We start from the raw sequence: 25,082 nt of genomic DNA, 5'->3' as shown, positions 1-25,082 counted from the left end.
GCATTAGTAGCTCAGTTCTATAAAAGCTTTAGAATTTGTAATTTTAACAAATGGAAACTTATGAATTTTTTTTGACCAAATGCACATGTTACCAATTGTACAAAAAAGTATGTTTGGAGTTAAATCATATTACTTGGGTCAAAAAATTATTCTCGCTGTAAGTACAAGTGAAAAATGGCCAGAGGATAAAGGTATTTGGGTTGTTGCACCATTGGAGCATCAGGATAAACTATTACCTCTTTTGAAAGAATACAAAGCTATTAAAAGGATTGGTACAAAAAAATGGTTTCTGATTCCTGAAGATAGTGACACTTTTGAAATAGATGCATCTACTATTGCAGAATTAATAAATAAAAATAGTCCTTGGATAGGAACCATTCCTAAACCTAAAAAGAAAAATATCAAGAGTCGTAAATAAAATAAAAAATCCCAAGTTGTTTTTAAAACTACTTGGGATTTTTATATTAAACAAAGATTTTAAAAATCTAATTACTTCACTACTTCAGCATATAAATCAAAATCTTCTGCTGCTGTAATCTTCACATTAAAGAACTCACCAGTTCTCAAATATCCATCTTCAGCATTGATAAGAACTTCATTATCTACGTCTGGGCTATCGAATTCAGTTCTACCAACATAGTAAGTTCCTTCCTTACGATCAATAATCACATTAAATTCTTTTCCTATTTTTTGTTGGTTTAATTCCCATGATATCTGAGATTGAATTTCCATAATTTCATTAGCACGTTCCATTTTCACTTCTTCTGGAACATCATCTTCTAAATTGAAAGCGTGTGTATTTTCTTCATGAGAATAGGTAAAACAGCCCAAACGTTCAAAGCGCATTTCGCGAACCCATTCACGTAGTGTTTCAAAATCCTCTTGTGTTTCACCAGGATATCCAACAATTAATGTTGTTCTAATTGCCATATCTGGGACAGCTGCTCTAAAGTCTTGCAATAACTTTGTAGTTTTTGCCTTAGTAGTACCACGGCGCATTGACTTTAATATAGGATCTGCAATATGCTGTAAAGGAATATCAATATAATTACATATTTTAGGCTCCTTGTTCATTAAATCTAAAACATCCATTGGGAAACCTGTTGGAAAAGCATAATGAAGGCGAATCCACTCGATGCCCTCAACCTTAATTAGTTTCTCTAATAATTCAGCTAGGTTACGCTTTTTATACAAATCAAGGCCGTAATATGTTAAATCTTGAGCTATAAGAATTAACTCCTTAACACCATTTAAAGCTAACTTTTCAGCTTCTATAACAAGATCTTCCATTGGTGTTGATTTGTGTTTTCCCCTCATAATTGGGATTGCACAAAAAGAACAAGGTCGATCACAACCTTCCGCAATTTTTAAATATGCATAGTTTTTAGGTGTAGTTGTAAGACGCTCACCAATAAGTTCGTGCTTATAATCTGCTCCTAAAGCTTTTAAAAGACCTGGTAATTCAGTTGTTCCAAAATACTGGTCAACATCAGGAATTTCTTTTTGAAGATCCGGCTTATATCTTTCAGAAAGACATCCTGTAACAAAAACCTTATCCACTAAACCTTCTTGTTTTTTTTGAACAAACTCAAGTATAGTATTTACACTTTCTTCTTTCGCATTTGCAATAAAACCACAGGTATTTATAACGACTACGTTACCTTCTTCCTCGTGAACAACTTCTTTATTATTAGCACGAAGTTGCCCCATCAACACTTCACTATCATAAACATTCTTTGAACATCCAAGAGTAACAACGTTGATTTTATTTTTTTTAAGTGTTTTGGTACGCATATTTAGAATTATCGGTATTAAATTGGGATTGGGGACTTAGAAAAAGTAATGCTCTAAGTTATTATTTAAAGAAAGAATCAACAAATTCAAATTTGTTGAACACTTGTAAATCGTCGATACCTTCACCAACGCCTATATATTTCACTGGAATTTGAAATTGATCACTAATTCCAATAACGACACCACCTTTTGCAGTACCATCTAATTTTGTAACAGCTAACGAAGTTACTTCAGTAGCAGCGGTGAATTGTTTTGCTTGTTCAAATGCGTTTTGACCTGTTGAACCATCTAGTACTAACAGTACATCGTGGGGCGCATCAGTTATCACTTTCTGCATAACACGTTTTACTTTGGTTAGTTCATTCATTAAGTTTACTTTGTTATGTAATCTTCCTGCTGTATCAATAATAATAACATCAGCGTTTTGATTTAAACCACTTTGAAGAGTATCAAAAGCAACACTTGCGGGATCGCTACCCATTTCTTGTTTTACTATAGGAACTCCTGTGCGATCAGCCCAAACTTGAAGTTGATCTATTGCTGCTGCTCTAAAAGTATCAGCTGCACCAAGAACTACATTTAGTCCTTGACTTTTAAATTGATGTGCTAATTTACCAATAGTTGTAGTTTTACCTACACCATTAACACCAACAACCATAATTACATGAGGACCTGTAGTATGCTTAGGAACAACAAAATCGGTTGCATTACCTGAATCTATTTCGCTAAGTAAGCCTGCAATTTCTTCACGAAGAATTTTATTCAACTCTCCTGTCCCTACATATTTATCTTGTGCAACACGTGCTTCAATACGGTCTATAATTTTTAACGTTGTCGTAACGCCAACGTCACTAGATACAAGAATTTCTTCTAGATTATCTAGCACACTATCATCTACTTTACTCTTCCCTGCAACTGCTTTGTTCAGTTTATCAAAGAAGGTTGTTTTAGATTTTTCAAGACCTTTATCTAAGGTCTCTTTTTTTTCTTTATTGAATATTTTTTTGAAGAAGCTCATATTATTTTTTCGGAAATACGCCGGAATATTTTAATTATATAAAAATACGAAAAGCCACTCTCGTAAAAAAGTGGCTTTCATTGTTATGTATATAACGCTCGTTATTTTTTGTTCATCCAGTCGTTTACTTCATCAGGAGACATGATTGCCTCTGTGAAAATATACGCTCCTGTTTTAGGCGACTTTACCATTTTAATAGCTTTTGTAAGACGCTTAGACCCTGTTTGTAACGATGCTACTGATTTCTTTGCCATTGTAAATTTATTTACAATTCCCTAAAATAGGAAATTAGTTTAATTACTTAATCTCTTTGTGAACCGTCATTCTTTTCAAAACAGAATTAAATTTCTTCAATTCCATACGGTCTGGTGTATTCTTTTTATTCTTCGTAGTTATGTAACGAGAAGTTCCTGGTTGTCCAGACTCTTTGTGCTCTGTACATTCTAATATAACCTGTACTCTATTTCCTTTTCTAGCCATTGTAATTGACGTTAATCGTTAATTATTTGTTTAAAAACCCTTTAAGACGAGCTTCTTTCACTACCGCTTCAATACCTTTTTTATTGATATTTTTTAAAGCAGAAGTTGAAACTTTAAGAGTTATCCACTTATCCTCTTCAGGTAAATAGAAACGCTTTTTCTTTAAGTTTACATTAAACTTGCGTTTTGTTTTATTCATCGCGTGAGAAACGTTGTTTCCAACCATTGCTCTCTTTCCAGTAAGTTCACAAACTCTTGACATTTCTGTAAATTATTAAGTTATTTTTAAACAGGCTGCAAATTTAATTAATATTATTGGTTCATACAACAAAAGAAAATTAGTTTTTTAAAATTTCTTTTAGAAGCATTTCCAAAGCCTTATTTTTTGCTTTCAAAATTACTCGTTCTCGAGCATTTCCAAAGTTAAATTTTTCCACTATTACTTTACGTGGACCAGCGACAGCAATACATACCGTACCTACCTCATCGTCTCCGTCTCCTTTTGATGGGCCAGCAATACCTGTTGTAGCAATTGCATATTGAGTGTCAAATAATATGTTAGATTTAATAGCCATTTGTGAAGCTACTTCAATGCTAACAACATTATATTGTTCAATTAACTCTTTTTCAACTCCAAGAATGGTTGTTTTCATCGAAGTGTCGTAAGGGATTAATCCACCTTTAAAATATGATGATGCTCCCGCAATTGCAGTAATTTCCTGTGCTATAGTACCGCCTGTACAACTTTCAACAATACTTAAAGTTGCTTTTCGGCTTACTAACGCTTCTGAAATTTGCTGCACCAAACTTGTATCTCCCTCATAACCAATTGCTATATCACTTAAAATAGCATGCAATCTATCCATTTGTGAGTCAATTTCAGTTTTAAGTTTGGTTTCATCTTCACTTGTTGAAGACAACCTAAGCCTAACTCTTCCTAATGATGGAAGATAAGCTAATTTAATATGGTTAGGAAGTGCTTCTTCCCAATCTGAAATAATTTCTTGAATTTCGGTTTCTCCTTTACCGTAGGTTAAAAGAGTTTTGTGATAAATAAATGGCCTATTGAACTTTTTAATAACACGAGGAAGTACTTGCTCCGTCATTAAATTTTTCATTTCAAAAGGGACTCCTGGCATAGAAACAAAAACAGTGTTTTCTTTTTCCATCCACATTCCTGGAGCTGTTCCATAAGGATTATCAAGAATTGTTGCCTTAGAAGGCACCATTGCTTGTTCTAAATTTGACGGCAACGGTTCTTTATCTAAATATTTAGTAAAAATTAATTTCACATTTTCAAGCACATCAGTATTTTCTACTAATGTATCTTGAAAAAAATCTAAAAAAGTTTGCTTTGTAATATCGTCTTTGGTAGGACCTAAACCACCAGTAATCAACACTAAATCAACCCTACTCATCGCTTCATTAAAAGCATTGACTATGTGTTGTTTTTCATCTTGTATTGATGTAATCTGATAAACCTTTACTCCTATTTTATTTAACTCCTTGGAAATAAAGACGGAATTTGTATCTACAATTTGACCAATGAGTATCTCATCTCCTATTGTAATAATCTCTGCGAGCATATTTAACTTGGGTAATCAGCTTTTAACTCTTCAAAAACAAGATGAAGCACTTCATTTAAATGATCTACATGTTCTGTAACTGTCGAACTGTTTTTGCTTGTTTTTGTCCAAGCTTCTATGCTAGTAATATTTTTTTGAACTGGAATACCAAACATTTCTAGGTTTGGTTTCATTTTATGTGCAAATTGATATGCGAGCTCTTTATTATCATTTTTAACAGCTTCTACTAAAGCTGTTAAGTCCGGGGGAATTTCTTCAAGAAAAGTTTTAGCTACGATCTCCATAAAATCCTCATCTCCACCAGCGACTTCGCTTAAACTCTCTTTTGAATAATGTGTACTCATCACTTAATTTTAATTTTAAAATTCTCCTCGCCTTCTAAAAAACCAGTAAGAACATCGTTAGGTTGTATTTTTGCAACACCACTTGGGGTGCCTGTAAATATAATGTCCCCAATCTTTAAAGTGAAATATTTTGAGATATATTCGATTAAAGCATCAATTTTCCACAACATTAGGCTTGTATTTCCCTTTTGAACGAGAATATCATTTTTTTTTAGGCTAAAACTTATGGCGTTTATATTTTCGAACTTTTCTTTATCTACAAATTTACCAACTACGGCTGCTCCATCAAATGCTTTTGCTTTTTCCCAAGGCAAGCCTTTTTCCTTGAGTTTTTGCTGAAGATCTCTCGCTGTAAAGTCAATTCCTAAACCTATTTGATCATAATATTTATGAGCAAACTTACGATCTATATGTTTTCCAATTCTAGTTATCTTAACTAGAACTTCAACTTCGTGATGTACATCATCACTAAAATCTGGAATAAAAAACGGTTGTTTTTTCAATAAAATTGCAGTATCGGGTTTCATAAACACCACTGGGTCTGTAGGACGTTCATTCTCTAATTCCTCTATATGGTCCGTGTAATTACGTCCTATACAAATTATCTTCATCAATCGTGTTTTTATAGTTACATTTTAGTATTTAATGAGCTTAACTTTATTCTAGTTAACACCTTTTTAGTGTACAATGGAAAATCTGCATTTAACAGCCATCCAAAATAACCCGGCTCCTTCTCTAAAACATCAACGACTAAAGTTCCTTTATGTTTTCCAAAGCCAAATGTTTCTTTTCCATCTTTAGTTAAGTGAATGTATCCTGCAAAATCAGCAAATCTTTTGTGAGCACTAAATTCTGATAATTTAGGCACGTCATTTTCAAGATCATCATACATTTCTAATTGCGCTTTTAACACTTCGTAAGTGGCATTTGTATCTGCCGCAGCACTATGCGCATCAACAAGTGTTTTTCCACAGTAAAACTTATACGCAGCTTCTAGTGTTCGCTTTTCCATTTTATGAAAAATTGTTTGTACATCTACTGATAAATTCTTTTTTAAATCAAAATCAACCTCAGCTCGCAATAATTCTTCCGCTAATAAAGGGATGTCAAATCTATTACTATTAAAGCCGCCTAAATCACTGTCTTTAATTAAATCGTAGACTTTTTTAGAAAGCTCTTTAAAGGTTGGCTCATTAGCTACCATTTCATCTGTAATACCGTGCACAGCTGTAGTTTCAGCAGGAATTGGAATTGTTGGGTTTACTCGCCAAGTATGGCTTTCTTTGTTTCCGTTTGGAAATACTTTTAAGATAGATATTTCTACTATTCGATCGTTTGCTATATTGATTCCTGTCGTTTCTAGATCAAAAAAACAGATAGGTTTTGTGAGTTTTAATTCCATTGGTATGATTTATGATTCAAATATACTTAGAAATTGAAGAGGATTAAATTCCTTGATTCAAAATTGAAAAATAACTTACAATCCAATTAGTATATTTGCCCTATGAAATTAATGACCTTTATTTTTACTGCTTTTATTTTTTGTTGCACTTTAACATCATACGCACAAGCTGACCGCATTATAATTTCCGAAGAAAAAAAAGGAAGACGTATAGTTTTATTTGCTGAGAACACTACTGATGAGGCATTAAATATTTTCATACTAATTGATGCAAAGGGATATCGACGTAGTGCAGATAAACCAATTTTAATGGATGTTCCTGCAAAGCGAAAACTACCTGTGACAACCTTAATTGAGCTAAACCTCGAAACTGCTAGTTATACTTATGAGTTGATTATAAACGAAGAACTAGACAATACTAAGGAAATTTCTTTTAAAAATTCTGTTTCAGATATTGAACGAGTTATAAAAGATAAATTAGTGATGTTTTCAAAATCAGATTGTGATAGGTGTGAGCAATTGAACGATGAATTAAAAAATCGTAGAATTATGTTCCGAAATTTTAATATTGACGAAGACCCTGTTTTATACAAACAGTTTATGGCTTTTATACAAAATAGTTACACTGAAAAAACTGAAATTCGTTTTCCTGTTATCTGGAATAAGAACGAAGTAATTTTTGGTTATGATGAATTAGAAACTCTAATACCTACACTGAAATAATTTAAAAAGTTATTTAACCGAAGAAACAAAGTCTTCCCATTCTTTAAACTTTTCTTCTTTCATTACACGAGCCATTTTTACCTGTCCTCCTTTTTTCTTGTTACGCTCATTCCAATCGTAAAAAACAGAAGGTGAAACGCTATGGACTTCAACCCCTTTCAAGGCTTTGGATCGAGCTACTCTATAGTTTTTATTAGCTCCTTTCAAGGCTTCATCTATAGCATTTGCTAATGTTGCAACGTCTATATTTGCTTCAGTACCCAAGTACCAAGAATGATAGAACTCTCCATTTCTTTTAACTGCTGCTAAAGTAAATTCGGGGATTTCAATGTCAAATTTTTGCTCTAACTCGCGTAAGGCTGTGTCCATCTTATTTACTGAAAGCTGAGAACCCACAACATTTAAAAAGAATTTAGTTCTACCCGTTATTACAATTTCAGCTTTTTCTACATCTGTAAAAGCAATGGTATCTCCAATAATATATCTCCACGCACCAGAAACTGAACTCATAATCAATACATAGTCCTGATCCTCCTCCACTTCAGCTATAGTCAAAACCTTAGCATTTTGATCTAAAGAACCATCTTCATTAATATATTCAGGTTTAAATGGCATAAATTCAAAATAAATACCGCCATCGGTTACTAATTTCATCGAGGTTGTATTTGGTCTATTCTGAAATGCTATAAATCCCTCACTTGCTAAATAAGTATCTATTACTGTTATAGGCTTAGACAACAAAAGATTAAAGCTTTTTTCATAGGGCTGAAATGCCACACCTCCACTTGTAAAAACTTGCAAATTTGGCCAAACGTCGTGTATTGTTTCTGCATTGTGGTAATTAATTACTTCTTTCATCATCAATTCCATCCACGATGGTATGCCACTTAAAGCGCCGATATCCCAACTTTTAGCTCTTTCAGCTATTGTTTTAACACGCTCATCCCAATCATCAATTTTAGCAATATCTTCTCCAGGTTTATAATAGCCTTTAAACCAAAACGGAATATTACTAGCGGTAATACCGCTAATTTCTCCTTCAAGAAATTCTCCACGTTCTTCTAAATCTGTTGAACTTCCGAGCATCATAATTTCTTTTTCGAAAAAATCAGATTCAAGTTCGAAGTTAACTAAAGCACCCACCTGTTGAACTCCTGCAGCTTTAATAGCATCAATCATTTCATCCGTAACAGGAATTCGTTTACTAGTTTTTCCAGTTGTCCCACTACTTAGTGCAAAATACGACGGTTTTCCAGGCCACGTAATATCGTGTGCGCCATCAATTACGCGGTTCCACCAATTTTCCTTCATTGCATTGTAATCGTGAAAAGGAATTATTTTAGAAAACTCTTTTTGAGGGTTTTCTGAATCCAAAATGGAATCGAAAGAATAGTATTTCCCAAACGCGGTATCTTTTGCTGTAGATAGTAAATTTTTCAATACTTGTAACTGAGCTTCTTTTGGTGATGTTTCAGAAATTAAACTACCTCGTAAGTCGATTGCACCTTTAATAATTGATCCTAAAATTGCCATGGTTTTACTGTTTTACTCAAAACTAACAATTATCAACTAATGCACTTTTCTATTTAATTCAACTTTAACCTTTCTAAAACCATTATAATTACAACGTTAAAAAAATGATAGTGTACTACAATATTATTAAGCAATAGCCTTATAAATGTTATCTTTGCGCTATGGCACATCATCCAGATTCTACTCGATTAAATAAAGCAATTAGTGATAGCGGTTACTGTTCACGAAGACAAGCTGACACCCTTATTGAACAAGGTCGTGTTACCTTAAATGGAGCTCCAGTATCATTAGGCGATAGAGCGATGCCTGACGATAAAATTGAAGTTGACGGAAATCTAATTACCGAAAACAACAACTTAGTTTACATTGCACTTAACAAACCTGTAGGGATCACTTGCACAACAGACTTAAGAGTTGAAGGTAATGTGGTTGAATTTATAGGACATAGCGAACGCATATTTCACGTAGGTAGATTAGATAAGCCTAGTGAAGGTTTATTATTAATGACTAATGATGGTGATATTGTAAATAAGATACTTCGAGCGGGCAATAAGCACGAAAAAGAATATATTGTTAGGGTTAATAGACATGTAACCGATGATTTTTTAAAAAGAATGAGTAGTGGTATACCTATTGCAGAACTAGAGACCACGACAAAACCTTGTAAGGTAGAAAGGCTAAGTAGATTTGTTTTCAGGATTATATTAATACAAGGCCTTAATAGACAAATACGCCGTATGTGTGAATACCTCGATTATGAAGTTGAATCATTACAACGAGTTCGTATTATGAATATTGAATTAGGTGATTTAGAAATAGGAAAATGGCGTGATTTAACTGTTAAAGAACTTCAAGATTTAAAAGATTCTGTTGAACAGTCTGACAATAGTGCTTTTGTAGATGCTACAACTAATAAAAAAGAACCTGAGTATAAAAAAAGGGAAACTAAAAACGAGCCTAGAAGCTCCAGAAAACCATTGAATTCTACAGGAGGCAGACGCCGCCGTGGCAGAAATAATAGTTAAAAATAATCACACGTCGACCGGGTTACGTGTGATCTTTCAACTAACTAACCAAATTAAATTTCAATTACGAAATCTCCCAGCCGCTTTGTACCATATTTCAATTATGAAAGTGCAAGAGAATCTCACTAACTCTTACAAGCACTACAAAATTACTATTTATTACTCTTACATTAAATTTAGTAGGCTTTGTTATCGTGCACATTGTCGAAAACCTACATTTTAGACATGTCATATTTCTTACCAACACCTAAAATTAAGTGTTTTTCTGTAGACAACCACTTACTTTAATACTTTGTTAATACATCTCTGAATTCAAATTAGGTATTTTTATTGTAAATAAAACAATAGATGAAACTCCTTTACAATAGAGCTCGCGATTTTTTTAATACTATACAAAGCAAAATTGCGTTCTACCCTACTTTATTTGCAATTTTTGGTTTTGTTCTTTCACTTGTTATGGTTGCAATTGAAGAAACAGGGGCTTCTCAAAGTCTTCAGAAAATAATGCCTCAACTAATGCTAGAAGATGGGGATACAGCGCTTACAGTTATGAGCACTTGTGTTGGAGGTATTATTTCTATGATGGTTTTTAGCTTTTCGATGGTTATGTTATTACTTAGCCAAGCGTCTAGTAATTTTTCTCCAAGAATTTTGCCAGGATTAATAAGTAATAAAGGCCATCAAGTAATATTAGGTATTTATCTTGCCACTATTATATATACCATTTTCACATTATTCTCAATTGAACCAGATGATGCACAGTATACCTTACCAGGAATCGCTATACTTGTCGCTATATCTTTAACGATAATATGTCTAGGATGCTTTATTTATTTTATTCATAATATTTCAGAAAGTATTCAAATAAACACAATACTTGATAAAATATATCACGGTTCACGAGATCGTTTAATTGAAGCTATTAAAGAGGAAGGAAAAACAACACAAGAGCCATTTGATTATAACAATTGGTATTCTTATAGTATTTCAAGTAGTGGATATTTTCAAAATGTATCTATTCAAAACTTATGTGAATTTTGTGAAAGTGAAAACACATTACTATACATTGCCAAACCAAAAGGATTTTTTGTTCTTCAAAATGAAATATTTTTCTATTCAAAAAAGGAGTTAGATGATGATCAAATAGAAACTATATTATCTAATATTAATTTTTCGAGAAGTGAATTAGTAGAGGATAATTATATTCTTGCATTTAAACAAATAACTGAGATTGCAGTTAAGGCTATGTCTCCCGGGATAAATGATCCAGGTACCGCTATAAATGCTATTGATTATTTAACCGAATTATTTAGCTATCGTTTATCTAAAAACGATAATAGTCTACATCAACACAAAAATAAAACATATGTTGAATTAGCTGTGGTTACTTTTGAACAGTTATTATATAATTGTATGGCATCACTAAGAACATACTGTAAACACGATCCTATTATAATTCAAAAACTTATATATATGTTACGTTATTTAAGTGTTCAAGAAATGTGTAAAGATTCCTACAAAACCACAATTGAAAATGAAATACAGGCGCTAATAGCAGATAGTAAAAATGCATTAAACAATAAACACGATAATAATATGATCACTAATTTAATTAACTAAGCTTAGTTGTAATAGGTATTAAAAATTTTCATAATATCTCCACTTGGTATAATCTTGTTATCATAATCATTCATTCGTAATAATAATTGATTTACTACACCTTGTCTAATTCCCATTTTTAAACCAAAATTTCGTACAGCAACTAATTCTTTTTCATGAGCCTCATTATCTATGTTCATTGTAAGTATTAATTTATAAAAATGAGTGATACGCTCAAGCTCCGTTTTTAAAACTTTAGATGGTAATGGGTTTTCAAAAAGTATTTTTACTTCTTGTTCACTAATATCCATTTTAGTCGCAAGACTTAAAATAAAATTATATTCCCCATCAGTAACCTTATCATCAGCTTTTGCTATGACAATTAAGTCGCTAATAATTGCTTGGTTATCTTTATTCATCTTAGTTTGTTTTAAATTTTTGATATTTCAGAAGTTAATGCTACTACTAAAGTTATAAAAATAAAAAAAGCCTTGACAAAATTGTCAAGGCTTTCACAATTTATTTAAAAATCTGATTAAGCTAATACTGCTTGTACTTTATCTGCAGCTTCTTGGAACTCAATTGCACTTTGTACATCTAATCCACTATTGTCAATTAATTCCTTTGCGATATCTGCATTTGTTCCTTGTAAACGAACAATAATAGGCACATTAATAGTTCCCATATTTTTGTATGCGTCAACAATACCTTGAGCTACACGATCACAACGAACGATACCTCCAAAAATATTTACAAGAATTGCTTTAACAGCAGGATCTTTTAAAATCAATTTGAAAGCCGCTTCAACACGTTCAGCATCTGCAGTACCTCCAACATCTAAAAAGTTAGCTGGCTCACCACCTGCTTGCTTAATTAAATCCATTGTTGCCATTGCAAGACCAGCACCGTTAACCATACACCCTACGTTTCCGTCAAGATCTACATAGTTAAGCCCCATTGCCTGAGCTTCAACCTCTACTGGGTTTTCTTCGCGTAAATCACGCATTGCTAGGTAATCTTTATGACGGAAAAGTGCATTGTCATCAATACTTACTTTTGCATCAACTGCAATAATTTTATCATCGCTAGTTTTCAACACTGGGTTGATTTCAAACATAGATGAATCACTAGACTCATAAGCCTTTACAAGTGCAGTCACAAATCTTGTCATCCCTTTAAAAGCTTGGCCACTTAATCCTAAGTTAAATGCTATTTTTCTAGCTTGGAAAGGAAGTAATCCTGTTGCAGGATCAATTTCTTCATGAAATATTAAGTGTGGTGTTTCCTCAGCAACTGTTTCGATATCCATTCCACCTTCGGTAGAATACATTACCATATTTTTTCCAGTAGCACGGTTAAGTAAAACACTTATGTAATACTCTTCTGGTTCGCTATCGCCTGGGTAGTATACGTCTTCAGCAACTAGTACTTGGTGTACTTTTTTACCTTCGGCGCTTGTTTGAGGGGTGATTAAGTTCATCCCTATAATATCATTTGCTATACTTTTAACTTCATCAAGATTTTTAGCAAGTTTTACTCCACCACCTTTACCGCGTCCTCCTGCGTGTACTTGTGCTTTAATCACGTGCCATCCAGTTCCTGTTTCTTCAGTCAACTTTTTAGCTGCTGCTACCGCCTCATCTGGAGTTTGAGCTACAATACCGCGCTGGATTGTTACACCAAAACTGCTTAAAACTTCTTTTCCTTGATATTCGTGTAAATTCATAGTGATGCCCGTACAACGGGAACTTTTTAATTAATAATATGTTTTAAAAACGTTACAAAAATAGTAAATCCCTCGTGATTGCACTAAGACTTTTTAATAGGATATACTGAAAATTTGGAATCCCTATCTATAGCTGAAACATGAAGCATTTAAAAAGTACTAATAAAATCAACTTGTTTATTTTGAAACGGTATTTTCTTTCGGTTTTTTAGGCGGCATAGGTCCTCGTAAATGAATAATTAATCCATTCAAAAAGTTGCGTAGAATTTGATCTCCACATTCCATGTATTTAGGATGTGTTTCATTTCTAAAAAATGCACCTAGTTCACTTTTACTTACTTTAAAATCAACGAGCTCTAATATTTTCACAATATCGTCATCTCTCAATTTGTGCGCTACACGTAATTTTTTAAATATATCGTTGTTGTTTAAAGGCATTGTGTGTGTGTTTTTATTTATGCGATGTATCGTTTCTAATTTTAAATGTACTTTAAAATACTAAAAGCTAAAATTTTCTTTTTTCACTAAATTATACTCTTCAATAATTTCTTTTACAATTTCAGCAGCTGGTTTAATTTCATGAATCAATCCTGCAATTTGACCTATTTCAAGTTCACCGTCTTCTAGATCACCTTCAAACATACCTCGTTTTGCTCTTGCCCTCCCTAGAAGTTCTATTAAATCTTCTTTAGACGGACTCTTTGTATACAATTCAGCTACTTGATCAAAAAATTTATTTTTTAATAAACGAACCGGAGCTAGCTCTTTTAATGTCAATACTGTATCTCCTTCTTTAGCTTTTAAAACTTCATTTTTAAATGCGGTATGGGCACTACTCTCTTCACTCGCAACAAACCTACTTCCCACTTGCACAGCATCAGCTCCTAAAACCATGGCTGCTAGCATTCCTCTACCCGTAGCAATGCCTCCTGCGGCTATTAAAGGTATACGTATTTGCTCTTTTACCATTGGTATTAAAGTAAAAGTAGTAGTCTCATCACGTCCATTATGTCCTCCCGCTTCAAATCCTTCTGCAACTACCGCATCAACTCCTGCTTCTTGGGCTTTTAATGCAAATTTTACACTACTTACTACATGGACTACCACAATACCTTCAGCTTTTAATCGAGCTGTGTGCGTTTTAGGATTTCCAGCTGAAGTAAACACTATAGGTACTTTCTCTTCTATTATTATATTAATAATCTCCTCAATATTAGGATAGAGCATTGGAACGTTTACACCAAAAGGCTTATCCGTAGCTTTTTTACATTTAGTAATATGTTCTCTTAACACCTCTGGATACATAGAACCTGCTCCTAATAATCCTAAACCTCCCGCATTACTTACTGCACTTGCTAATCGCCATCCACTGTTCCAAATCATTCCTGCTTGTATAAGAGGATACTGAACATTAAATAGTTTTGTAATCTTGTTCTGCATTAGTTTTTAATGAGTTTAAATATATTTTCTGTTTCTGAAGTTACCACTTTTACTAAATACGCACCAGAAGACAATCCTGAAATATCTAATTGTTGATTTTCAACTAAAGAATCTATTTCAAAAACTAATTTTCCTGTTATAGCATAGATAGCTACACTAGCATTTGCATTATTATTTGGGAATGAGAAAGCTATATGCGAATGTGCGGGGTTTGGATACATAGCAATTTGTGTTGCTTGTAATATTTCGGCATTGCCTAAAAGTTGTAAGGCATTATAAGCTTCTTCCATATTCGGAATTCCATATCCCATTTCATTAGTTGGATTGTCAAATAAATGCGCTGACTCTCGTACAATTTGCATTAATTGTGCATTAGTCGTTTCGGGTCTCGATTGCCATAAACTAGCTATAGCTCCAGCCATAATAGGTGAACTAAATGATGTACCATTACTGAAATTGACATTTCCGCCTGTGTCTATAACGGCTGCTGAAACACCTTGCGCCATTACATCTGGTTTAATACGTCCATCTACTGTTGGTCCTATTGAACTAAAACTAGCGTAATTTTCATCGGAATCTACCGCTCCAATTGTAAAAACCCCTGGAGCATCAGCTGGTGTTGCAACGTGTACAAATGACTGACCATCATTTCCTGCTGAAGTAACTAAAATCATTCCTTTATCAAAAGCGTGATTTCCGCCTCTTGCCGCTATAGTAGTTTGCCCATCTAGATCAGCATAACTATGGTCATAAGCTGGATTATCAAAATCTTGATATCCTAATGAAGTATTCACAACATCTACCCCTAAACTATCTGCTCTTTCTAAAGCCTCTACCCAATATGCTTCTTCTACTGGATTTTCTTGAAAACCATCTTCTGTCACATATAAATAAAAAGAAGCTTGTGGGGCTGTACCTGTCATTTGATCTCCCAACAAAGCTCCAATATCACTAAAGGTATTTAAGCCATGCGAACCTGTTCCATCTGCATTAATTTCTCTCTCAACAAAATCATAAGTATCTAAAATTCTATCCTCATCAACAATATGAGCAAAAGCTGGATTTGAAAATACACCTGGAAAACCGTTATCTAATACTGCTACAATCATCCCTTCACCCGCGAAATCTAAATCGTGAAGAAAATCAGCTGAAATCATTGTTGTCTGACTATCTGCTGCACCATAATCGTATGTTATTTGAGCAGAATCATTTTCCATTCTAAATTTATCTTCTGCTCCATCACCACCTATTGGGTAAAGATTTAAACTTTTATCTGCAAACTCAACACCCGTTACAAATGATTGATCTAAAAGATTATTAATATTAGTTTCTGATCCTCGTACATAAACACTGTTCATCCACTTAGACTTAGCATAAACTGTTATTCCTGGTGTATTTTTAATTTGAGTAATATATGCTTCGTTAACTGGCACATCACGAACATCAATAGGTGTACCGTGTAAAAGTTTACGATCAATAGCTCTTTGCGTTAAAATAGAAATAGGATTTGCTACAGAAGCAGCGACATCTACTTTGTCTGCAAAGAAAACTAAAGCATCTTCTTGTGCTGTCATTGCAGTAGCAACTAAGACAAATAATAGCATAATTTTTCTCATAATTTTTCTTTTTTATAATCAGTAATAGTGTAACGGTTGCAACTTTTTCGTAAAGTTACGAAATTACTCCACTACCTAAACACTCTTCTCCATCATACCAAGCCACAAATTGTCCTGCAGTAATTGCTGACTGAGGATTATTAAAAATAACATACAATCCAAATTCAGTTTGATATAATACTGCATCTTCTAAAGGTTGTCTATATCGAATTCTCGCTTTAGTTGCTAATTTTTCGCCAATTGACAGTTTTAAATCCTCTCTAATCCAATGTGTTTCTTCATTAGAAACAAATAAGCCACGACGGTATAAACCTGGGTGATTTTTACCTTGTCCTGTATAAATAATATTTTCAGAAACATCGGTAGCAATCACGAACAAAGGCTCTTTCATACCTCCTACTGCCAAACCTTTTCGTTGACCATTTGTAAAATAATGGGCGCCTTGATGTTCGCCAACTACTTTTCCATCTGAAACATTATAAGTGGTTTTAGCCGAAATATTCTGTAACATTTCTATTTCGGTTATACCATCAATAGCTACATTATTATATTTATCTGAATCTGCAGCTATTTCAACAATTTGTCCTTTTTTAGGTGCTAATTGCTGTTGCAAAAATTCTGGTAGCCTAACTTTTCCTATAAAGCACAATCCTTGTGAATCTCTTTTTTCAGCAGTAATTAATTCTTGTTCTGCTGCAATTTTACGAACCTCAGGCTTTAATAATTCTCCTATAGGAAACAACGTTTTAGAAAGTTGTTCTTGAGACAATTGACATAAAAAATAGCTCTGATCTTTATTGGGATCTTTTCCAGCCAATAATTGATGAATCTTTAAATCCTCACCATTATTTTTAACTACTGTTGTAGAAGTTCTACAATAATGCCCAGTCGCAACAAAGTCTGCTCCCAAGTCAAGTGCTATTTTCATAAACACATCAAACTTAATTTCGCGGTTACATAATACGTCTGGATTAGGTGTTCTTCCCATTTCGTATTCCCTAAACATATAGTCTACAATACGCTCCTTATATTGTTCACTTAAATCTACTGTTTGAAATGGAATATTGAGTTTTTGGGCAACTAACATTGCATCATTACTATCTTCAAGCCAAGGACACTCTTCACTAATAGTTACAGAGTCATCGTGCCAGTTTTTCATAAAAAGCCCAATTACATTATAACCTTGCTCTTTTAAAAGATAAGCTGCAACGCTAGAGTCTACTCCGCCACTTAGGCCTACTACTACTGTTTTTTGATTGTTCATTATCGGTACAAAATTACAACATTTATAATGGCAAAAGGAAAACCCAAATTCTAATTAAAAATCAGAATTTGGGTTTAACTTAAAACTATTTAATTCGTTTTAATTCTTGATTTTCTTTCCTGTAATTAATGGCTTTGGATGCATTTCTTCTAGTTCTACTTTTCCATTTTTATAATATTTCCAAAGACCGTCTTTACGTCCTTTTTTATAAGTTCCTTCAATAGTTATTTGTCCATTACTGTCGTAATAAACAGCACGACCTTGCAGCTGATCATCGAGGTAATTAAGCTCATTTAATAATACGCCATTTACTGAGTAATTTTTACTAACCCCCTGTTTTAAACCATTTACATAATTTGTAGTTTCTGTAACCACATCATTTACATAATAAACAGTAACAACCCCTTCCAACTTGTTGTCGAGGTAGTTTTCGCGCATCATCACTTTATTCCCTTTTTTGTGATATGTTAACCATTCACCTTGACGATTTTTACCAACCATTTCGCCTTCACTAACTAACTTTCCTTTAATAGTAAAATATGAAACTTTTGCAGAACCGTCACTTCTAAACTCTTTTATAACTGAAGGTTGATCTTTACATTCTTCGCAATAAAACTTAAAGGTTCCTATCTCTTTTCCATCTTTAAATTGGCCTTCATACCTAAGCTGTTTGGTATTTTTAAAATACTTTTTCCAAACGCCTTGACGGTTGCCTTGAGCATCTGTATGATTTATATCCTGAGCAAACAAAGTTACTGTAGACACTAAAAACAACATAACAAAAGAGAGCAGAAATTTCATATATCCTGATGATTTAGATAACATAACGTATTTAATTAAGTTCTATTGAATAAATATCACTTTTCAAAAAGAGTGCCGATTTTAACAAGTTCTTTCTAAAACATATTAAATACCCACGTTATTTTTTCTTCTGAGCTTTTTTCTGTGCTTCTGCTTGCTCCATCATATCAGCCATTTTCTTAGAAAATTTGCTTTGTTTTTTCGGCTTTGCCTTATTCACTTGTATTTGAGCGTGAATTTTATCTTCATCGATAATAACATTCTTAATAAAGAGCATAATTCCTATTGTCAATAAATTAGAAACAAAATAATACAATGATAATCCACTTGCATAGTTATTGAAGAACACTAACATAAACAGTGGCGACAAATACATTAAAAACTTCATATTAGGCATTCCTGGCTGCTGTTGTGTCTGCATACTTTGCCCCATAGTCATTGTCATGTATATGAAAATCGCTATCGAAGCAAGAATTGGGAACAAACTAATGTGATCTCCGTAGAATGGAATATGGAATGGCAATTCAGCTATGGTATCATAACTTGATAAATCTTCTGCCCACAAGAAACTTTTTTGACGTAAATCAAAAGCTGTTGGGAAAAATGTAAACAACGCATAGAATACAGGAATTTGCAATAGTGCAGGGAGGCAACCTTTCAATGGACTGGCGCCTGCTATATTTTGAAGTTTCATTGTTTCCTGCTGAATCTTCATTGCATTACCTTCGTTTCTTTCCTTAATAGCATCAATTTCAGGCTTCAACACCTTCATCTTAGCTTGAGCTACATATTGTTTGTATTGTACTGGAGATAATGCTAGTTTTAAAATGATTGTCAATAAAATAATAGCAATACCTGCTGGCATCCATCCACTTAAGAAACCGTATAATGGTATAATAAGAAACTTATTAATCATCCCAAAAATCCCCCACCCTAAAGGCATAGCCTCATCAAGATTACGATCGTATTTTTTAAATATTTTATAATCTGTTGGTCCAAAATACAGATTCATATTTTCTGCAATTGCACCCCCTTTAGCTTCTAATAAAATTTTAGCTCCATATTGTTTTGTAAAAACGGTATCTATCTCTTCATCCTCAACTAGGTTTCTAGAACTTAAAGCTACTTCCTTAAATGACTTATCAGTCAATAACATCGAGCTAAAAAAGTGCTGACGCATATTTAACCAGTTTACATCTTTTTCAACCTCATCATCATCACCTGTAGGCGAAAGCTTAGAATGCTTGTCTCCTTCGTATTCGTAAGTTAAACGCGTATACCTATTTTCGTAAGAGATACTTTTAGCGTGACGGTATCCTTTTAACTTCCAATCAAGGTACATGTCTTGACTTGTATCAACAACATTCTCTAATCCTTGAGAACGAATACTAAAATTAGTCATATACTCTCCAGGTATTAACTCGTAACGATATTCAACGAAGGCATTAGCCGAAGTTTTCAAACGCATAGTTAACACTTGATTTTCACCGTTTTGAGTAAGTGTAGGTTCAAAATAACGATCTTTAGTGTTTAAGGTTCTATTCTCTGCAACAAATTGAAAATTTAATGATGAATTCCCATCCTTTATTAAATATACTGGAATAGAATCATATGTTTTAAATTGTTTTAAGCGAGCTTCAGTAATAAAACCACCCTTATTACTTATTGTTAAAGACAAAACATCGTTTTCAACAACTGTAGTAGCATTAGTGGCAGACGGTAGTGTTTCAGAATATGCAAAAGACCCTAAAGCATTTTGTAATTTTAATAACCCTAGTGAGTCAGTTGCTGATGGCACTTCCAATACAGCGGCATCGGCTAACTTAATTTCTTCTTCAGCTTGTTTTTTTGCATTTTCAGCAGCGACTTTCTGTGCTTCAATTTTAGCTTCTTCAGCTGCAATTTCTTCATCAGTTGGTTTTTGCAAATAAAGCATCCATATAAAAATGGCACCTATTAATAAAAATCCTATTAATGAATTGAGGTCAAATTTTTTATTTTCCATATCGTTCATTCACCGTATCTGCAGGCGAAACTTTTTACCTATAAAAGGCTTAGTTAATGTTTAAAATTTCTAAAATAATTTCTTCGGAAATTTTAATGGTTTTCACTTAGTTAATGTCTTTAATATTTCGGCTCTGCCAAAATTACTTTTTTCTTTAGTCAATAATCTATCCTAAATTTAGATTACGACATATTGTCTTAATTAATAATAGTCATAGCTATATACAACAATCCTTTCATCACCATAAGTTCTAGTTTCAGTAATAGGATAGTCAAGCTCATTATAAGTAAATTCATTACTATATGAGATTTCCGGAATTACTTCGTTAGCATCATTATAGTTAGTATATGATAATCTATTATGAGCAAAAACTGTGTCATAAAAGGCATATCCTAAAGATTTAATAGCGCTGTTTTTTCCGTCATTTACCGTAATATTTCTAGAACGATTATCAGGATTACTATCTATCAATAAAATTTCTGCACTACAATTTTGATCTGAATAGTCAAATTCAATATTCAAATACTGTTCTTGATTTTCGTCAAAATAAGTTACTGAATCTAAATTACAGGTTGATGAATTAGTTGCATACAATCTGTACGCAAATACGTCTCCTGTATTAACATCAATTTCATCTAGACGTGTAAAAACACCACCTTCAAGATGATTTTCTAAACTTCTAACCAATTCGTTTTGATCATTGTAATAATTGTAGGTAATTAAATTTTCCTCATATTCAAATTCAATTCTTGTAGCTCCTAGCTCATAACTCCCTAACCTAGTAATTAGATGATCGTTATCATCATATACAAAGCTTTCAGTCAATACGCCATTAGTGCTTATAGATTTAACTAACAAAGCATCATTAATAACAATTGAATTATCATCGTTTAACGAACAAGAACTAATGACAAACATCAGTACACTTAATATGCAAAGTCTAATTGCCATATTATTATTTAGATTTAGATTTCGCTTTAGACTTAGATTTACTTTTTGAATAATCATAAGCAGCTTTAACAAAACTCACAAATAATGGATGTGGATTTGCTACAGTACTTTTATATTCTGGGTGATATTGAACCCCTATAAACCAAGGATGGTTTTCAACCTCAACAATCTCTACAAGATTTGTTTCTGGATTTATCCCAGTAGTTTTTAATCCTGCAGCCTCTAATTGATCTCTGTAAGCATTGTTGTATTCAAAACGATGGCGGTGACGCTCATCAATTGCTTTAGCCTTATAAACATCTGCTACAATACTACCTGACTGTAAATGACAAGCCCAAGCACCTAAGCGCATTGTTCCACCTTTTTCAGTAACACTTTTTTGGTCCTCCATTAAGTTGATTACTGGGTCCTTTGTATCTGGGTCCATTTCAACTGAATTTGCATTTTTTAAACCTAGCACATTTCGGCTATATTCTATTACTGCCATTTGCATTCCTAAACAAATACCCAAAAACGGAATTTTGTTTTCACGAGCAAAACGCACAGCTTCAATTTTACCTTCAATTCCGCGCTCACCAAAGCCTGGTGCAACCAAAATTGCATCAAGCCCTTTTAATTGTTTTTTGACATCATTTGCATTTAAAAACTCTGAGTGAATTGACTTTACTTTTACTTTCACTTCATTTTCTGCACCTGCGTGAATAAACGATTCTAAAATAGATTTATAGCTATCTTGTAATTCTACATATTTACCTATTAATCCTATTTTAACTTTCCCTTTAGGGTTTTTATGTTTTTTCAAGAAACTATTCCAATGGTCTAAATTAGGGATGCTATCTTTTAAGTTTAATTTAGATAAAACAACTGTATCAAGCCCTTCTTCTAACATTAAGTTAGGGACATCATAAATAGTTGATGCATCAATAGATTGAATAACGGCTTCCTGCTTTACGTTACAAAATAAGGCCAATTTTCTTTTTAAGTCATCAGACAATTCGTGCTCTGTACGACACACTAATATATCTGCTTTGATACCACTTTCCATCAATGTTTTCACACTGTGTTGTGTTGGTTTTGTTTTTAACTCACCTGCTGCTTTAAGAAAAGGAACAAGTGTTAAATGAATTACTAATGCATTATCATCGCCTAATTCCCATTTAAGTTGTCTAACAGATTCTATATAAGGCAATGACTCTATATCACCTACAGTTCCTCCTATTTCAGTGATAACAATATCAAATTTTCCGCTTTTCCCTAAAATCTGGATGCGCTCTTTAATTTCGTTTGTAATATGTGGAACAACTTGAACTGTTTTACCTAAAAATTCACCACGGCGTTCTTTTTGAATTACACTTTGATAAATACGTCCGGTAGTAACATTATTAGCTTGTGAAGTAGGCACGTTTAAAAAACGCTCGTAATGTCCTAAATCTAAATCTGTTTCTGCTCCATCATCAGTTACATAACATTCACCGTGTTCGTAGGGATTTAATGTCCCTGGATCAACGTTGATATATGGATCTAATTTTTGGATTGTTACTCGGTAACCCCTCGCCTGCAGCAGTTTAGCAAGTGAGGCAGCAATTATGCCTTTACCTAATGAAGATGATACTCCGCCCGTAACGAAAATGTATTTTGTAGTGCTCATGATACCTTGAAAAGTTTCTATACGGGATGCAAAGGTATGGATTTATATGAAGATATACCGAAGGAGTTACCCGTTATTTCTAAAAACTTATAGGATAACGCAATAGACTAGTTTCACTAAATTGTATGTGAAAAAATATGTTTTGTGATTTTTAAAGTTTCAGAAATAAAACTTTCTCTGTTAATCGCTTCCTAATGGGTAACGATCTGGCGTAGTTGCAATATTTTTCATAAAAAGAACTACAGAGTAATAGCCTGTTATAAACAAATAACCACTTCCAATAATTGTCATTTTTAGTCCTGACCAAATAAATGATTTGGCAGTAAGTATATCAGAAATCAATGCTATAAATAAATAACTCACTAACAACACTAAAATTGACGCAATTACTAAACCTAAAGTTCTGCTTTTATAAGTAAGCTGTGAAAATAACAATGTTAAGAGAATAATTGCAATAGGATTTAAAAACTGTCCCGCTGAAGCCCAATAAATTATCACTGAAATAATTAGGAATAATTCAGGGTACCATCTTGAAACTGATCTTGCGATTAAAAACATATTCTTTTACAATTTTTACTGTGGTTCTTTTAAAGAGATACAGGTTTTCTAAAAGGGTTGCTTTCAAATTTAAGAAAATTTTACAAATTCAATAATTTAATTCTTTTTAGCTTCTTCCCAGTAAATATCCATTTCTTCTAGGGTCATTTCTTTCAATGACTTACCTAATTCCTTAGCTTTCTTTTCTAAATACTGAAATCGTTTTATAAATTTTTTATTAGTGCGTTCAAGCGCATTTTCTGGATCAATTTTTAAAAATCTAGCGTAGTTTATCATTGAAAACAATACATCACCAAATTCATCTTCCATTTTTTCTTGATCACCGGCTTCAACCTCAACTTGTAATTCCCCAAGCTCTTCCTTTACTTTTTCAAAAACTTGCTCAGGAAATTCCCAATCAAAACCAACTCCAGCTACTTTATCTTGAATTCGGTTTGCTTTTACTAATGCGGGCAATGATTTTGGGACTCCCTGTAAAACACTTGTTTTACCTTCCTTAAGTTTTAATGCTTCCCAATTTTGTTTTACCTCTTCTTCATTTGCAACCTCAACATCACCGTAAATGTGCGGATGCCTATGTATCAATTTTTCGCAAATTTGATTGGCAACATCAGCAATATCAAAGTCTTTTGTTTCACTTCCTATTTTAGCATAAAAAATGATATGTAAAAGTAAATCACCTAATTCTCCCTTTACCTCCTCTAGATCTTTTTCTAAAATAGCATCACCTAACTCGTAAGTTTCTTCAATGGTTAGATGGCGTAAGGTCTCCATTGTTTGCTTTTTATCCCAAGGGCATTGCTCCCTCAATTCGTCCATAATGGTTAGCAATCTATCAAATGCAGCTAATTGTTGGGCTCTTGTATTCATTGGTAAAATTATTGAAACGTAAAGTTAAACCTTTAAAATAGTGACACAAAAAAAATCCCGCTATTCAATATGAATAACGGGATTATATAAAGTTTACAACTTTTATTTTTTTCTTGCTGCTGTACTTTTAGCTGCTGCTCCTTTTTTACCTGAAGCAGCTTTAGGCGCTGCAGATTTAGGTGCTGCTTTTTTTGCTTTAGGTGCTGCCGCTGCTGCTTTAGCTACTTCTTGATCTTCTTTTTTAGCTGCTGCTGCAGATTCAGAAAAATCATTAAGACCGTTTTTAACTAATAGATTATACCATTGCACCACTTTTTTAATGTCGCTTGCGTACACACGCTCTTCATCATAGTCTGGCACTACACTAAAAAAGAACTCTTCAAGTTCGATTTTTGGCACTTTATGGCTTATAGTTTCTTTACCCTCTTCCTTTTCGGCGATTTTCTTGAAAATTTCTCTTAACGGAACTTCTTCCGTTAACGTATAAATAGCAATTTCCGAAAGCAAACTCACGTTGTGTCTTGCACTTACGCTAATTTTCTTGTTGTCTAATAACGACTCTGCTAAAAAACCACTTCTTGTTTGATTTGTCAAACGATATAAACCTGGTTTTCCTGAAATTGATAATACTTTTTCTAAACTCATATTGTAGGTTCTTCTTATTAATCTTTAATCCATTAAATAAACGACGCTTTTAGT

Annotated in this window: 27 protein-coding genes; 4 read left to right on the top strand and 23 right to left on the bottom strand. The window is 33.2% G+C overall.

Features of this window, described 5'->3' with window-relative positions:
- Nucleotides 1-79 precede the first annotated feature (79 nt).
- Complete coding sequence (locus GBH57_RS05275) at nt 80-418, top strand: hypothetical protein (protein WP_151673034.1); 339 nt, start codon at nt 80-82, stop codon at nt 416-418.
- A gap of 71 nt (nt 419-489) precedes the next feature.
- On the opposite strand, the gene rimO is transcribed toward GBH57_RS05275, so the two are convergent.
- The 9 genes from rimO to GBH57_RS05230 form a co-directional block, all read right to left on the bottom strand.
- Entirely contained in the window at nt 490-1,794 is a 1,305-nt protein-coding gene (rimO, locus tag GBH57_RS05270) for a 30S ribosomal protein S12 methylthiotransferase RimO (RefSeq protein ID WP_151673033.1), read from the bottom strand.
- 61 nt (nt 1,795-1,855) lie between these two features.
- Nucleotides 1,856-2,812 carry a signal recognition particle-docking protein FtsY gene (gene ftsY / locus GBH57_RS05265; protein ID WP_151673032.1) on the bottom strand — a complete coding sequence of 319 codons (957 nt, stop codon included), beginning with the start codon at nt 2,810-2,812 and terminating at the stop codon, nt 1,856-1,858.
- Nucleotides 2,813-2,913: 101 nt separating this feature from the next.
- Nucleotides 2,914-3,066 (bottom strand): DUF4295 domain-containing protein, encoded by a 153-nt coding sequence (locus GBH57_RS05260; protein ID WP_151673031.1) that lies wholly within the window; start codon nt 3,064-3,066, stop codon nt 2,914-2,916.
- A gap of 43 nt (nt 3,067-3,109) precedes the next feature.
- On the bottom strand, nt 3,110-3,292 hold the full coding sequence (gene rpmG / locus GBH57_RS05255; protein ID WP_151673030.1) for a 50S ribosomal protein L33: 183 nt from the start codon (nt 3,290-3,292) through the stop codon (nt 3,110-3,112).
- Between the two features lie 22 nt (nt 3,293-3,314).
- A complete protein-coding gene (gene rpmB, locus GBH57_RS05250) occupies nt 3,315-3,554 on the bottom strand; it encodes a 50S ribosomal protein L28 (protein ID WP_151673029.1) in 240 nt (79 codons plus the stop codon).
- A gap of 76 nt (nt 3,555-3,630) precedes the next feature.
- Nucleotides 3,631-4,878 carry a CinA family nicotinamide mononucleotide deamidase-related protein gene (locus GBH57_RS05245; protein ID WP_151673028.1) on the bottom strand — a complete coding sequence of 416 codons (1,248 nt, stop codon included), beginning with the start codon at nt 4,876-4,878 and terminating at the stop codon, nt 3,631-3,633.
- Nucleotides 4,879-4,880: 2 nt separating this feature from the next.
- Complete coding sequence (locus tag GBH57_RS05240) at nt 4,881-5,222, bottom strand: Hpt domain-containing protein (protein WP_151673027.1); 342 nt, start codon at nt 5,220-5,222, stop codon at nt 4,881-4,883.
- Complete coding sequence (locus tag GBH57_RS05235) at nt 5,222-5,833, bottom strand: fumarylacetoacetate hydrolase family protein (protein WP_151673026.1); 612 nt, start codon at nt 5,831-5,833, stop codon at nt 5,222-5,224. The genes GBH57_RS05240 and GBH57_RS05235 overlap by 1 nt, the downstream gene beginning before the upstream one ends.
- A gap of 17 nt (nt 5,834-5,850) precedes the next feature.
- Complete coding sequence (locus GBH57_RS05230) at nt 5,851-6,624, bottom strand: 3'-5' exonuclease (protein WP_151673025.1); 774 nt, start codon at nt 6,622-6,624, stop codon at nt 5,851-5,853.
- Between the two features lie 111 nt (nt 6,625-6,735).
- On the opposite strand from GBH57_RS05230, the gene GBH57_RS05225 reads away from it, so the two are divergent.
- Nucleotides 6,736-7,347 carry a glutaredoxin family protein gene (locus tag GBH57_RS05225; RefSeq protein ID WP_151673024.1) on the top strand — a complete coding sequence of 204 codons (612 nt, stop codon included), beginning with the start codon at nt 6,736-6,738 and terminating at the stop codon, nt 7,345-7,347.
- Nucleotides 7,348-7,356: 9 nt separating this feature from the next.
- Here GBH57_RS05225 and GBH57_RS05220 read toward each other — a convergent pair whose 3' ends face one another.
- A complete protein-coding gene (locus tag GBH57_RS05220; protein WP_151673023.1) occupies nt 7,357-8,880 on the bottom strand; it encodes a GH3 family acyl-acid amido synthetase in 1,524 nt (507 codons plus the stop codon).
- Nucleotides 8,881-9,041: 161 nt separating this feature from the next.
- Here GBH57_RS05220 and rluF point away from each other — a divergent pair, with 161 nt between their 5' ends.
- Nucleotides 9,042-9,905 carry a 23S rRNA pseudouridine(2604) synthase RluF gene (gene rluF, locus GBH57_RS05215; RefSeq protein ID WP_151673022.1) on the top strand — a complete coding sequence of 288 codons (864 nt, stop codon included), beginning with the start codon at nt 9,042-9,044 and terminating at the stop codon, nt 9,903-9,905.
- Between the two features lie 348 nt (nt 9,906-10,253).
- On the top strand, nt 10,254-11,525 hold the full coding sequence (locus tag GBH57_RS05210; protein WP_151673021.1) for a DUF2254 domain-containing protein: 1,272 nt from the start codon (nt 10,254-10,256) through the stop codon (nt 11,523-11,525).
- A 2-nt stretch (nt 11,526-11,527) separates the two neighbouring features.
- On the opposite strand, the gene GBH57_RS05205 is transcribed toward GBH57_RS05210, so the two are convergent.
- The 13 genes from GBH57_RS05205 to GBH57_RS05145 all read right to left on the bottom strand — a co-directional run bounded on the left by GBH57_RS05205 (nt 11,528) and on the right by GBH57_RS05145 (nt 25,028).
- A complete protein-coding gene (locus GBH57_RS05205) occupies nt 11,528-11,923 on the bottom strand; it encodes a hypothetical protein (RefSeq protein ID WP_151673020.1) in 396 nt (131 codons plus the stop codon).
- Between the two features lie 116 nt (nt 11,924-12,039).
- The gene (gene sucC / locus GBH57_RS05200; protein WP_151673019.1) at nt 12,040-13,230 is read right to left on the bottom strand and encodes an ADP-forming succinate--CoA ligase subunit beta; all 1,191 of its coding nucleotides are present in this window, start codon (nt 13,228-13,230) and stop codon (nt 12,040-12,042) included.
- 177 nt (nt 13,231-13,407) lie between these two features.
- Nucleotides 13,408-13,668 carry a DUF1456 family protein gene (locus GBH57_RS05195; RefSeq protein ID WP_151673018.1) on the bottom strand — a complete coding sequence of 87 codons (261 nt, stop codon included), beginning with the start codon at nt 13,666-13,668 and terminating at the stop codon, nt 13,408-13,410.
- Between the two features lie 60 nt (nt 13,669-13,728).
- Nucleotides 13,729-14,670 carry an NAD(P)H-dependent flavin oxidoreductase gene (locus GBH57_RS05190; RefSeq protein WP_151673017.1) on the bottom strand — a complete coding sequence of 314 codons (942 nt, stop codon included), beginning with the start codon at nt 14,668-14,670 and terminating at the stop codon, nt 13,729-13,731.
- A complete protein-coding gene (locus GBH57_RS05185; RefSeq protein WP_151673016.1) occupies nt 14,670-16,286 on the bottom strand; it encodes a S8 family serine peptidase in 1,617 nt (538 codons plus the stop codon). Before GBH57_RS05185 ends, GBH57_RS05190 begins: the two co-directional genes overlap by 1 nt.
- Nucleotides 16,287-16,341: 55 nt before the next feature.
- Nucleotides 16,342-17,550, bottom strand: a complete 1,209-nt coding sequence (gene mnmA, locus GBH57_RS05180; RefSeq protein ID WP_151673015.1) for a tRNA 2-thiouridine(34) synthase MnmA — start codon at nt 17,548-17,550, stop codon at nt 16,342-16,344.
- Nucleotides 17,551-17,649: 99 nt separating this feature from the next.
- Nucleotides 17,650-18,351 (bottom strand): toxin-antitoxin system YwqK family antitoxin, encoded by a 702-nt coding sequence (locus tag GBH57_RS05175; protein ID WP_151673014.1) that lies wholly within the window; start codon nt 18,349-18,351, stop codon nt 17,650-17,652.
- A gap of 118 nt (nt 18,352-18,469) precedes the next feature.
- Complete coding sequence (gene yidC, locus GBH57_RS05170; protein WP_151673013.1) at nt 18,470-20,356, bottom strand: membrane protein insertase YidC; 1,887 nt, start codon at nt 20,354-20,356, stop codon at nt 18,470-18,472.
- Between the two features lie 201 nt (nt 20,357-20,557).
- The gene (locus tag GBH57_RS05165; protein WP_151673012.1) at nt 20,558-21,307 is read right to left on the bottom strand and encodes a hypothetical protein; all 750 of its coding nucleotides are present in this window, start codon (nt 21,305-21,307) and stop codon (nt 20,558-20,560) included.
- A gap of 4 nt (nt 21,308-21,311) precedes the next feature.
- Nucleotides 21,312-22,955 carry a CTP synthase gene (gene pyrG, locus GBH57_RS05160; RefSeq protein WP_151673011.1) on the bottom strand — a complete coding sequence of 548 codons (1,644 nt, stop codon included), beginning with the start codon at nt 22,953-22,955 and terminating at the stop codon, nt 21,312-21,314.
- A gap of 180 nt (nt 22,956-23,135) precedes the next feature.
- Nucleotides 23,136-23,513, bottom strand: a complete 378-nt coding sequence (locus tag GBH57_RS05155) for a hypothetical protein (RefSeq protein ID WP_151673010.1) — start codon at nt 23,511-23,513, stop codon at nt 23,136-23,138.
- 96 nt (nt 23,514-23,609) lie between these two features.
- Nucleotides 23,610-24,383: a nucleoside triphosphate pyrophosphohydrolase gene (gene mazG, locus GBH57_RS05150; protein ID WP_151673009.1), complete on the bottom strand. Its 774-nt coding sequence runs from the start codon at nt 24,381-24,383 to the stop codon at nt 23,610-23,612.
- Nucleotides 24,384-24,485: 102 nt separating this feature from the next.
- Nucleotides 24,486-25,028: a DUF5606 family protein gene (locus tag GBH57_RS05145; RefSeq protein WP_151673008.1), complete on the bottom strand. Its 543-nt coding sequence runs from the start codon at nt 25,026-25,028 to the stop codon at nt 24,486-24,488.
- Between the last annotated feature and the right edge of the window lie 54 nt (nt 25,029-25,082).

The organism is Patiriisocius marinus (assembly GCF_008974325.1).
GTDB classification, from domain to species: domain Bacteria; phylum Bacteroidota; class Bacteroidia; order Flavobacteriales; family Flavobacteriaceae; genus Patiriisocius; species Patiriisocius marinus.
This window is presented reverse-complemented; position numbering and strand designations above follow the sequence as displayed.

Excerpts from the sequence above, each read along its gene's own strand:
- GBH57_RS05275 (WP_151673034.1), top strand. The coding sequence starts at position 80 with ATGCACATGTTACCAATTGTACAAAAAAGTATGTTTGGAGTTAAATCA.
- rimO (WP_151673033.1), bottom strand. The coding sequence starts at position 1,794 with ATGCGTACCAAAACACTTAAAAAAAATAAAATCAACGTTGTTACTCTT.
- ftsY (WP_151673032.1), bottom strand. The coding sequence starts at position 2,812 with ATGAGCTTCTTCAAAAAAATATTCAATAAAGAAAAAAAAGAGACCTTA.
- GBH57_RS05260 (WP_151673031.1), bottom strand. The coding sequence starts at position 3,066 with ATGGCAAAGAAATCAGTAGCATCGTTACAAACAGGGTCTAAGCGTCTT.
- rpmG (WP_151673030.1), bottom strand. The coding sequence starts at position 3,292 with ATGGCTAGAAAAGGAAATAGAGTACAGGTTATATTAGAATGTACAGAG.
- rpmB (WP_151673029.1), bottom strand. The coding sequence starts at position 3,554 with ATGTCAAGAGTTTGTGAACTTACTGGAAAGAGAGCAATGGTTGGAAAC.
- GBH57_RS05245 (WP_151673028.1), bottom strand. The coding sequence starts at position 4,878 with ATGCTCGCAGAGATTATTACAATAGGAGATGAGATACTCATTGGTCAA.
- GBH57_RS05240 (WP_151673027.1), bottom strand. The coding sequence starts at position 5,222 with ATGAGTACACATTATTCAAAAGAGAGTTTAAGCGAAGTCGCTGGTGGA.
- GBH57_RS05235 (WP_151673026.1), bottom strand. The coding sequence starts at position 5,833 with ATGAAGATAATTTGTATAGGACGTAATTACACGGACCATATAGAGGAA.
- GBH57_RS05230 (WP_151673025.1), bottom strand. The coding sequence starts at position 6,624 with ATGGAATTAAAACTCACAAAACCTATCTGTTTTTTTGATCTAGAAACG.
- GBH57_RS05225 (WP_151673024.1), top strand. The coding sequence starts at position 6,736 with ATGACCTTTATTTTTACTGCTTTTATTTTTTGTTGCACTTTAACATCA.
- GBH57_RS05220 (WP_151673023.1), bottom strand. The coding sequence starts at position 8,880 with ATGGCAATTTTAGGATCAATTATTAAAGGTGCAATCGACTTACGAGGT.
- rluF (WP_151673022.1), top strand. The coding sequence starts at position 9,042 with ATGGCACATCATCCAGATTCTACTCGATTAAATAAAGCAATTAGTGAT.
- GBH57_RS05210 (WP_151673021.1), top strand. The coding sequence starts at position 10,254 with ATGAAACTCCTTTACAATAGAGCTCGCGATTTTTTTAATACTATACAA.
- GBH57_RS05205 (WP_151673020.1), bottom strand. The coding sequence starts at position 11,923 with ATGAATAAAGATAACCAAGCAATTATTAGCGACTTAATTGTCATAGCA.
- sucC (WP_151673019.1), bottom strand. The coding sequence starts at position 13,230 with ATGAATTTACACGAATATCAAGGAAAAGAAGTTTTAAGCAGTTTTGGT.
- GBH57_RS05195 (WP_151673018.1), bottom strand. The coding sequence starts at position 13,668 with ATGCCTTTAAACAACAACGATATATTTAAAAAATTACGTGTAGCGCAC.
- GBH57_RS05190 (WP_151673017.1), bottom strand. The coding sequence starts at position 14,670 with ATGCAGAACAAGATTACAAAACTATTTAATGTTCAGTATCCTCTTATA.
- GBH57_RS05185 (WP_151673016.1), bottom strand. The coding sequence starts at position 16,286 with ATGAGAAAAATTATGCTATTATTTGTCTTAGTTGCTACTGCAATGACA.
- mnmA (WP_151673015.1), bottom strand. The coding sequence starts at position 17,550 with ATGAACAATCAAAAAACAGTAGTAGTAGGCCTAAGTGGCGGAGTAGAC.
- GBH57_RS05175 (WP_151673014.1), bottom strand. The coding sequence starts at position 18,351 with ATGAAATTTCTGCTCTCTTTTGTTATGTTGTTTTTAGTGTCTACAGTA.
- yidC (WP_151673013.1), bottom strand. The coding sequence starts at position 20,356 with ATGGAAAATAAAAAATTTGACCTCAATTCATTAATAGGATTTTTATTA.
- GBH57_RS05165 (WP_151673012.1), bottom strand. The coding sequence starts at position 21,307 with ATGGCAATTAGACTTTGCATATTAAGTGTACTGATGTTTGTCATTAGT.
- pyrG (WP_151673011.1), bottom strand. The coding sequence starts at position 22,955 with ATGAGCACTACAAAATACATTTTCGTTACGGGCGGAGTATCATCTTCA.
- GBH57_RS05155 (WP_151673010.1), bottom strand. The coding sequence starts at position 23,513 with ATGTTTTTAATCGCAAGATCAGTTTCAAGATGGTACCCTGAATTATTC.
- mazG (WP_151673009.1), bottom strand. The coding sequence starts at position 24,383 with ATGAATACAAGAGCCCAACAATTAGCTGCATTTGATAGATTGCTAACC.
- GBH57_RS05145 (WP_151673008.1), bottom strand. The coding sequence starts at position 25,028 with ATGAGTTTAGAAAAAGTATTATCAATTTCAGGAAAACCAGGTTTATAT.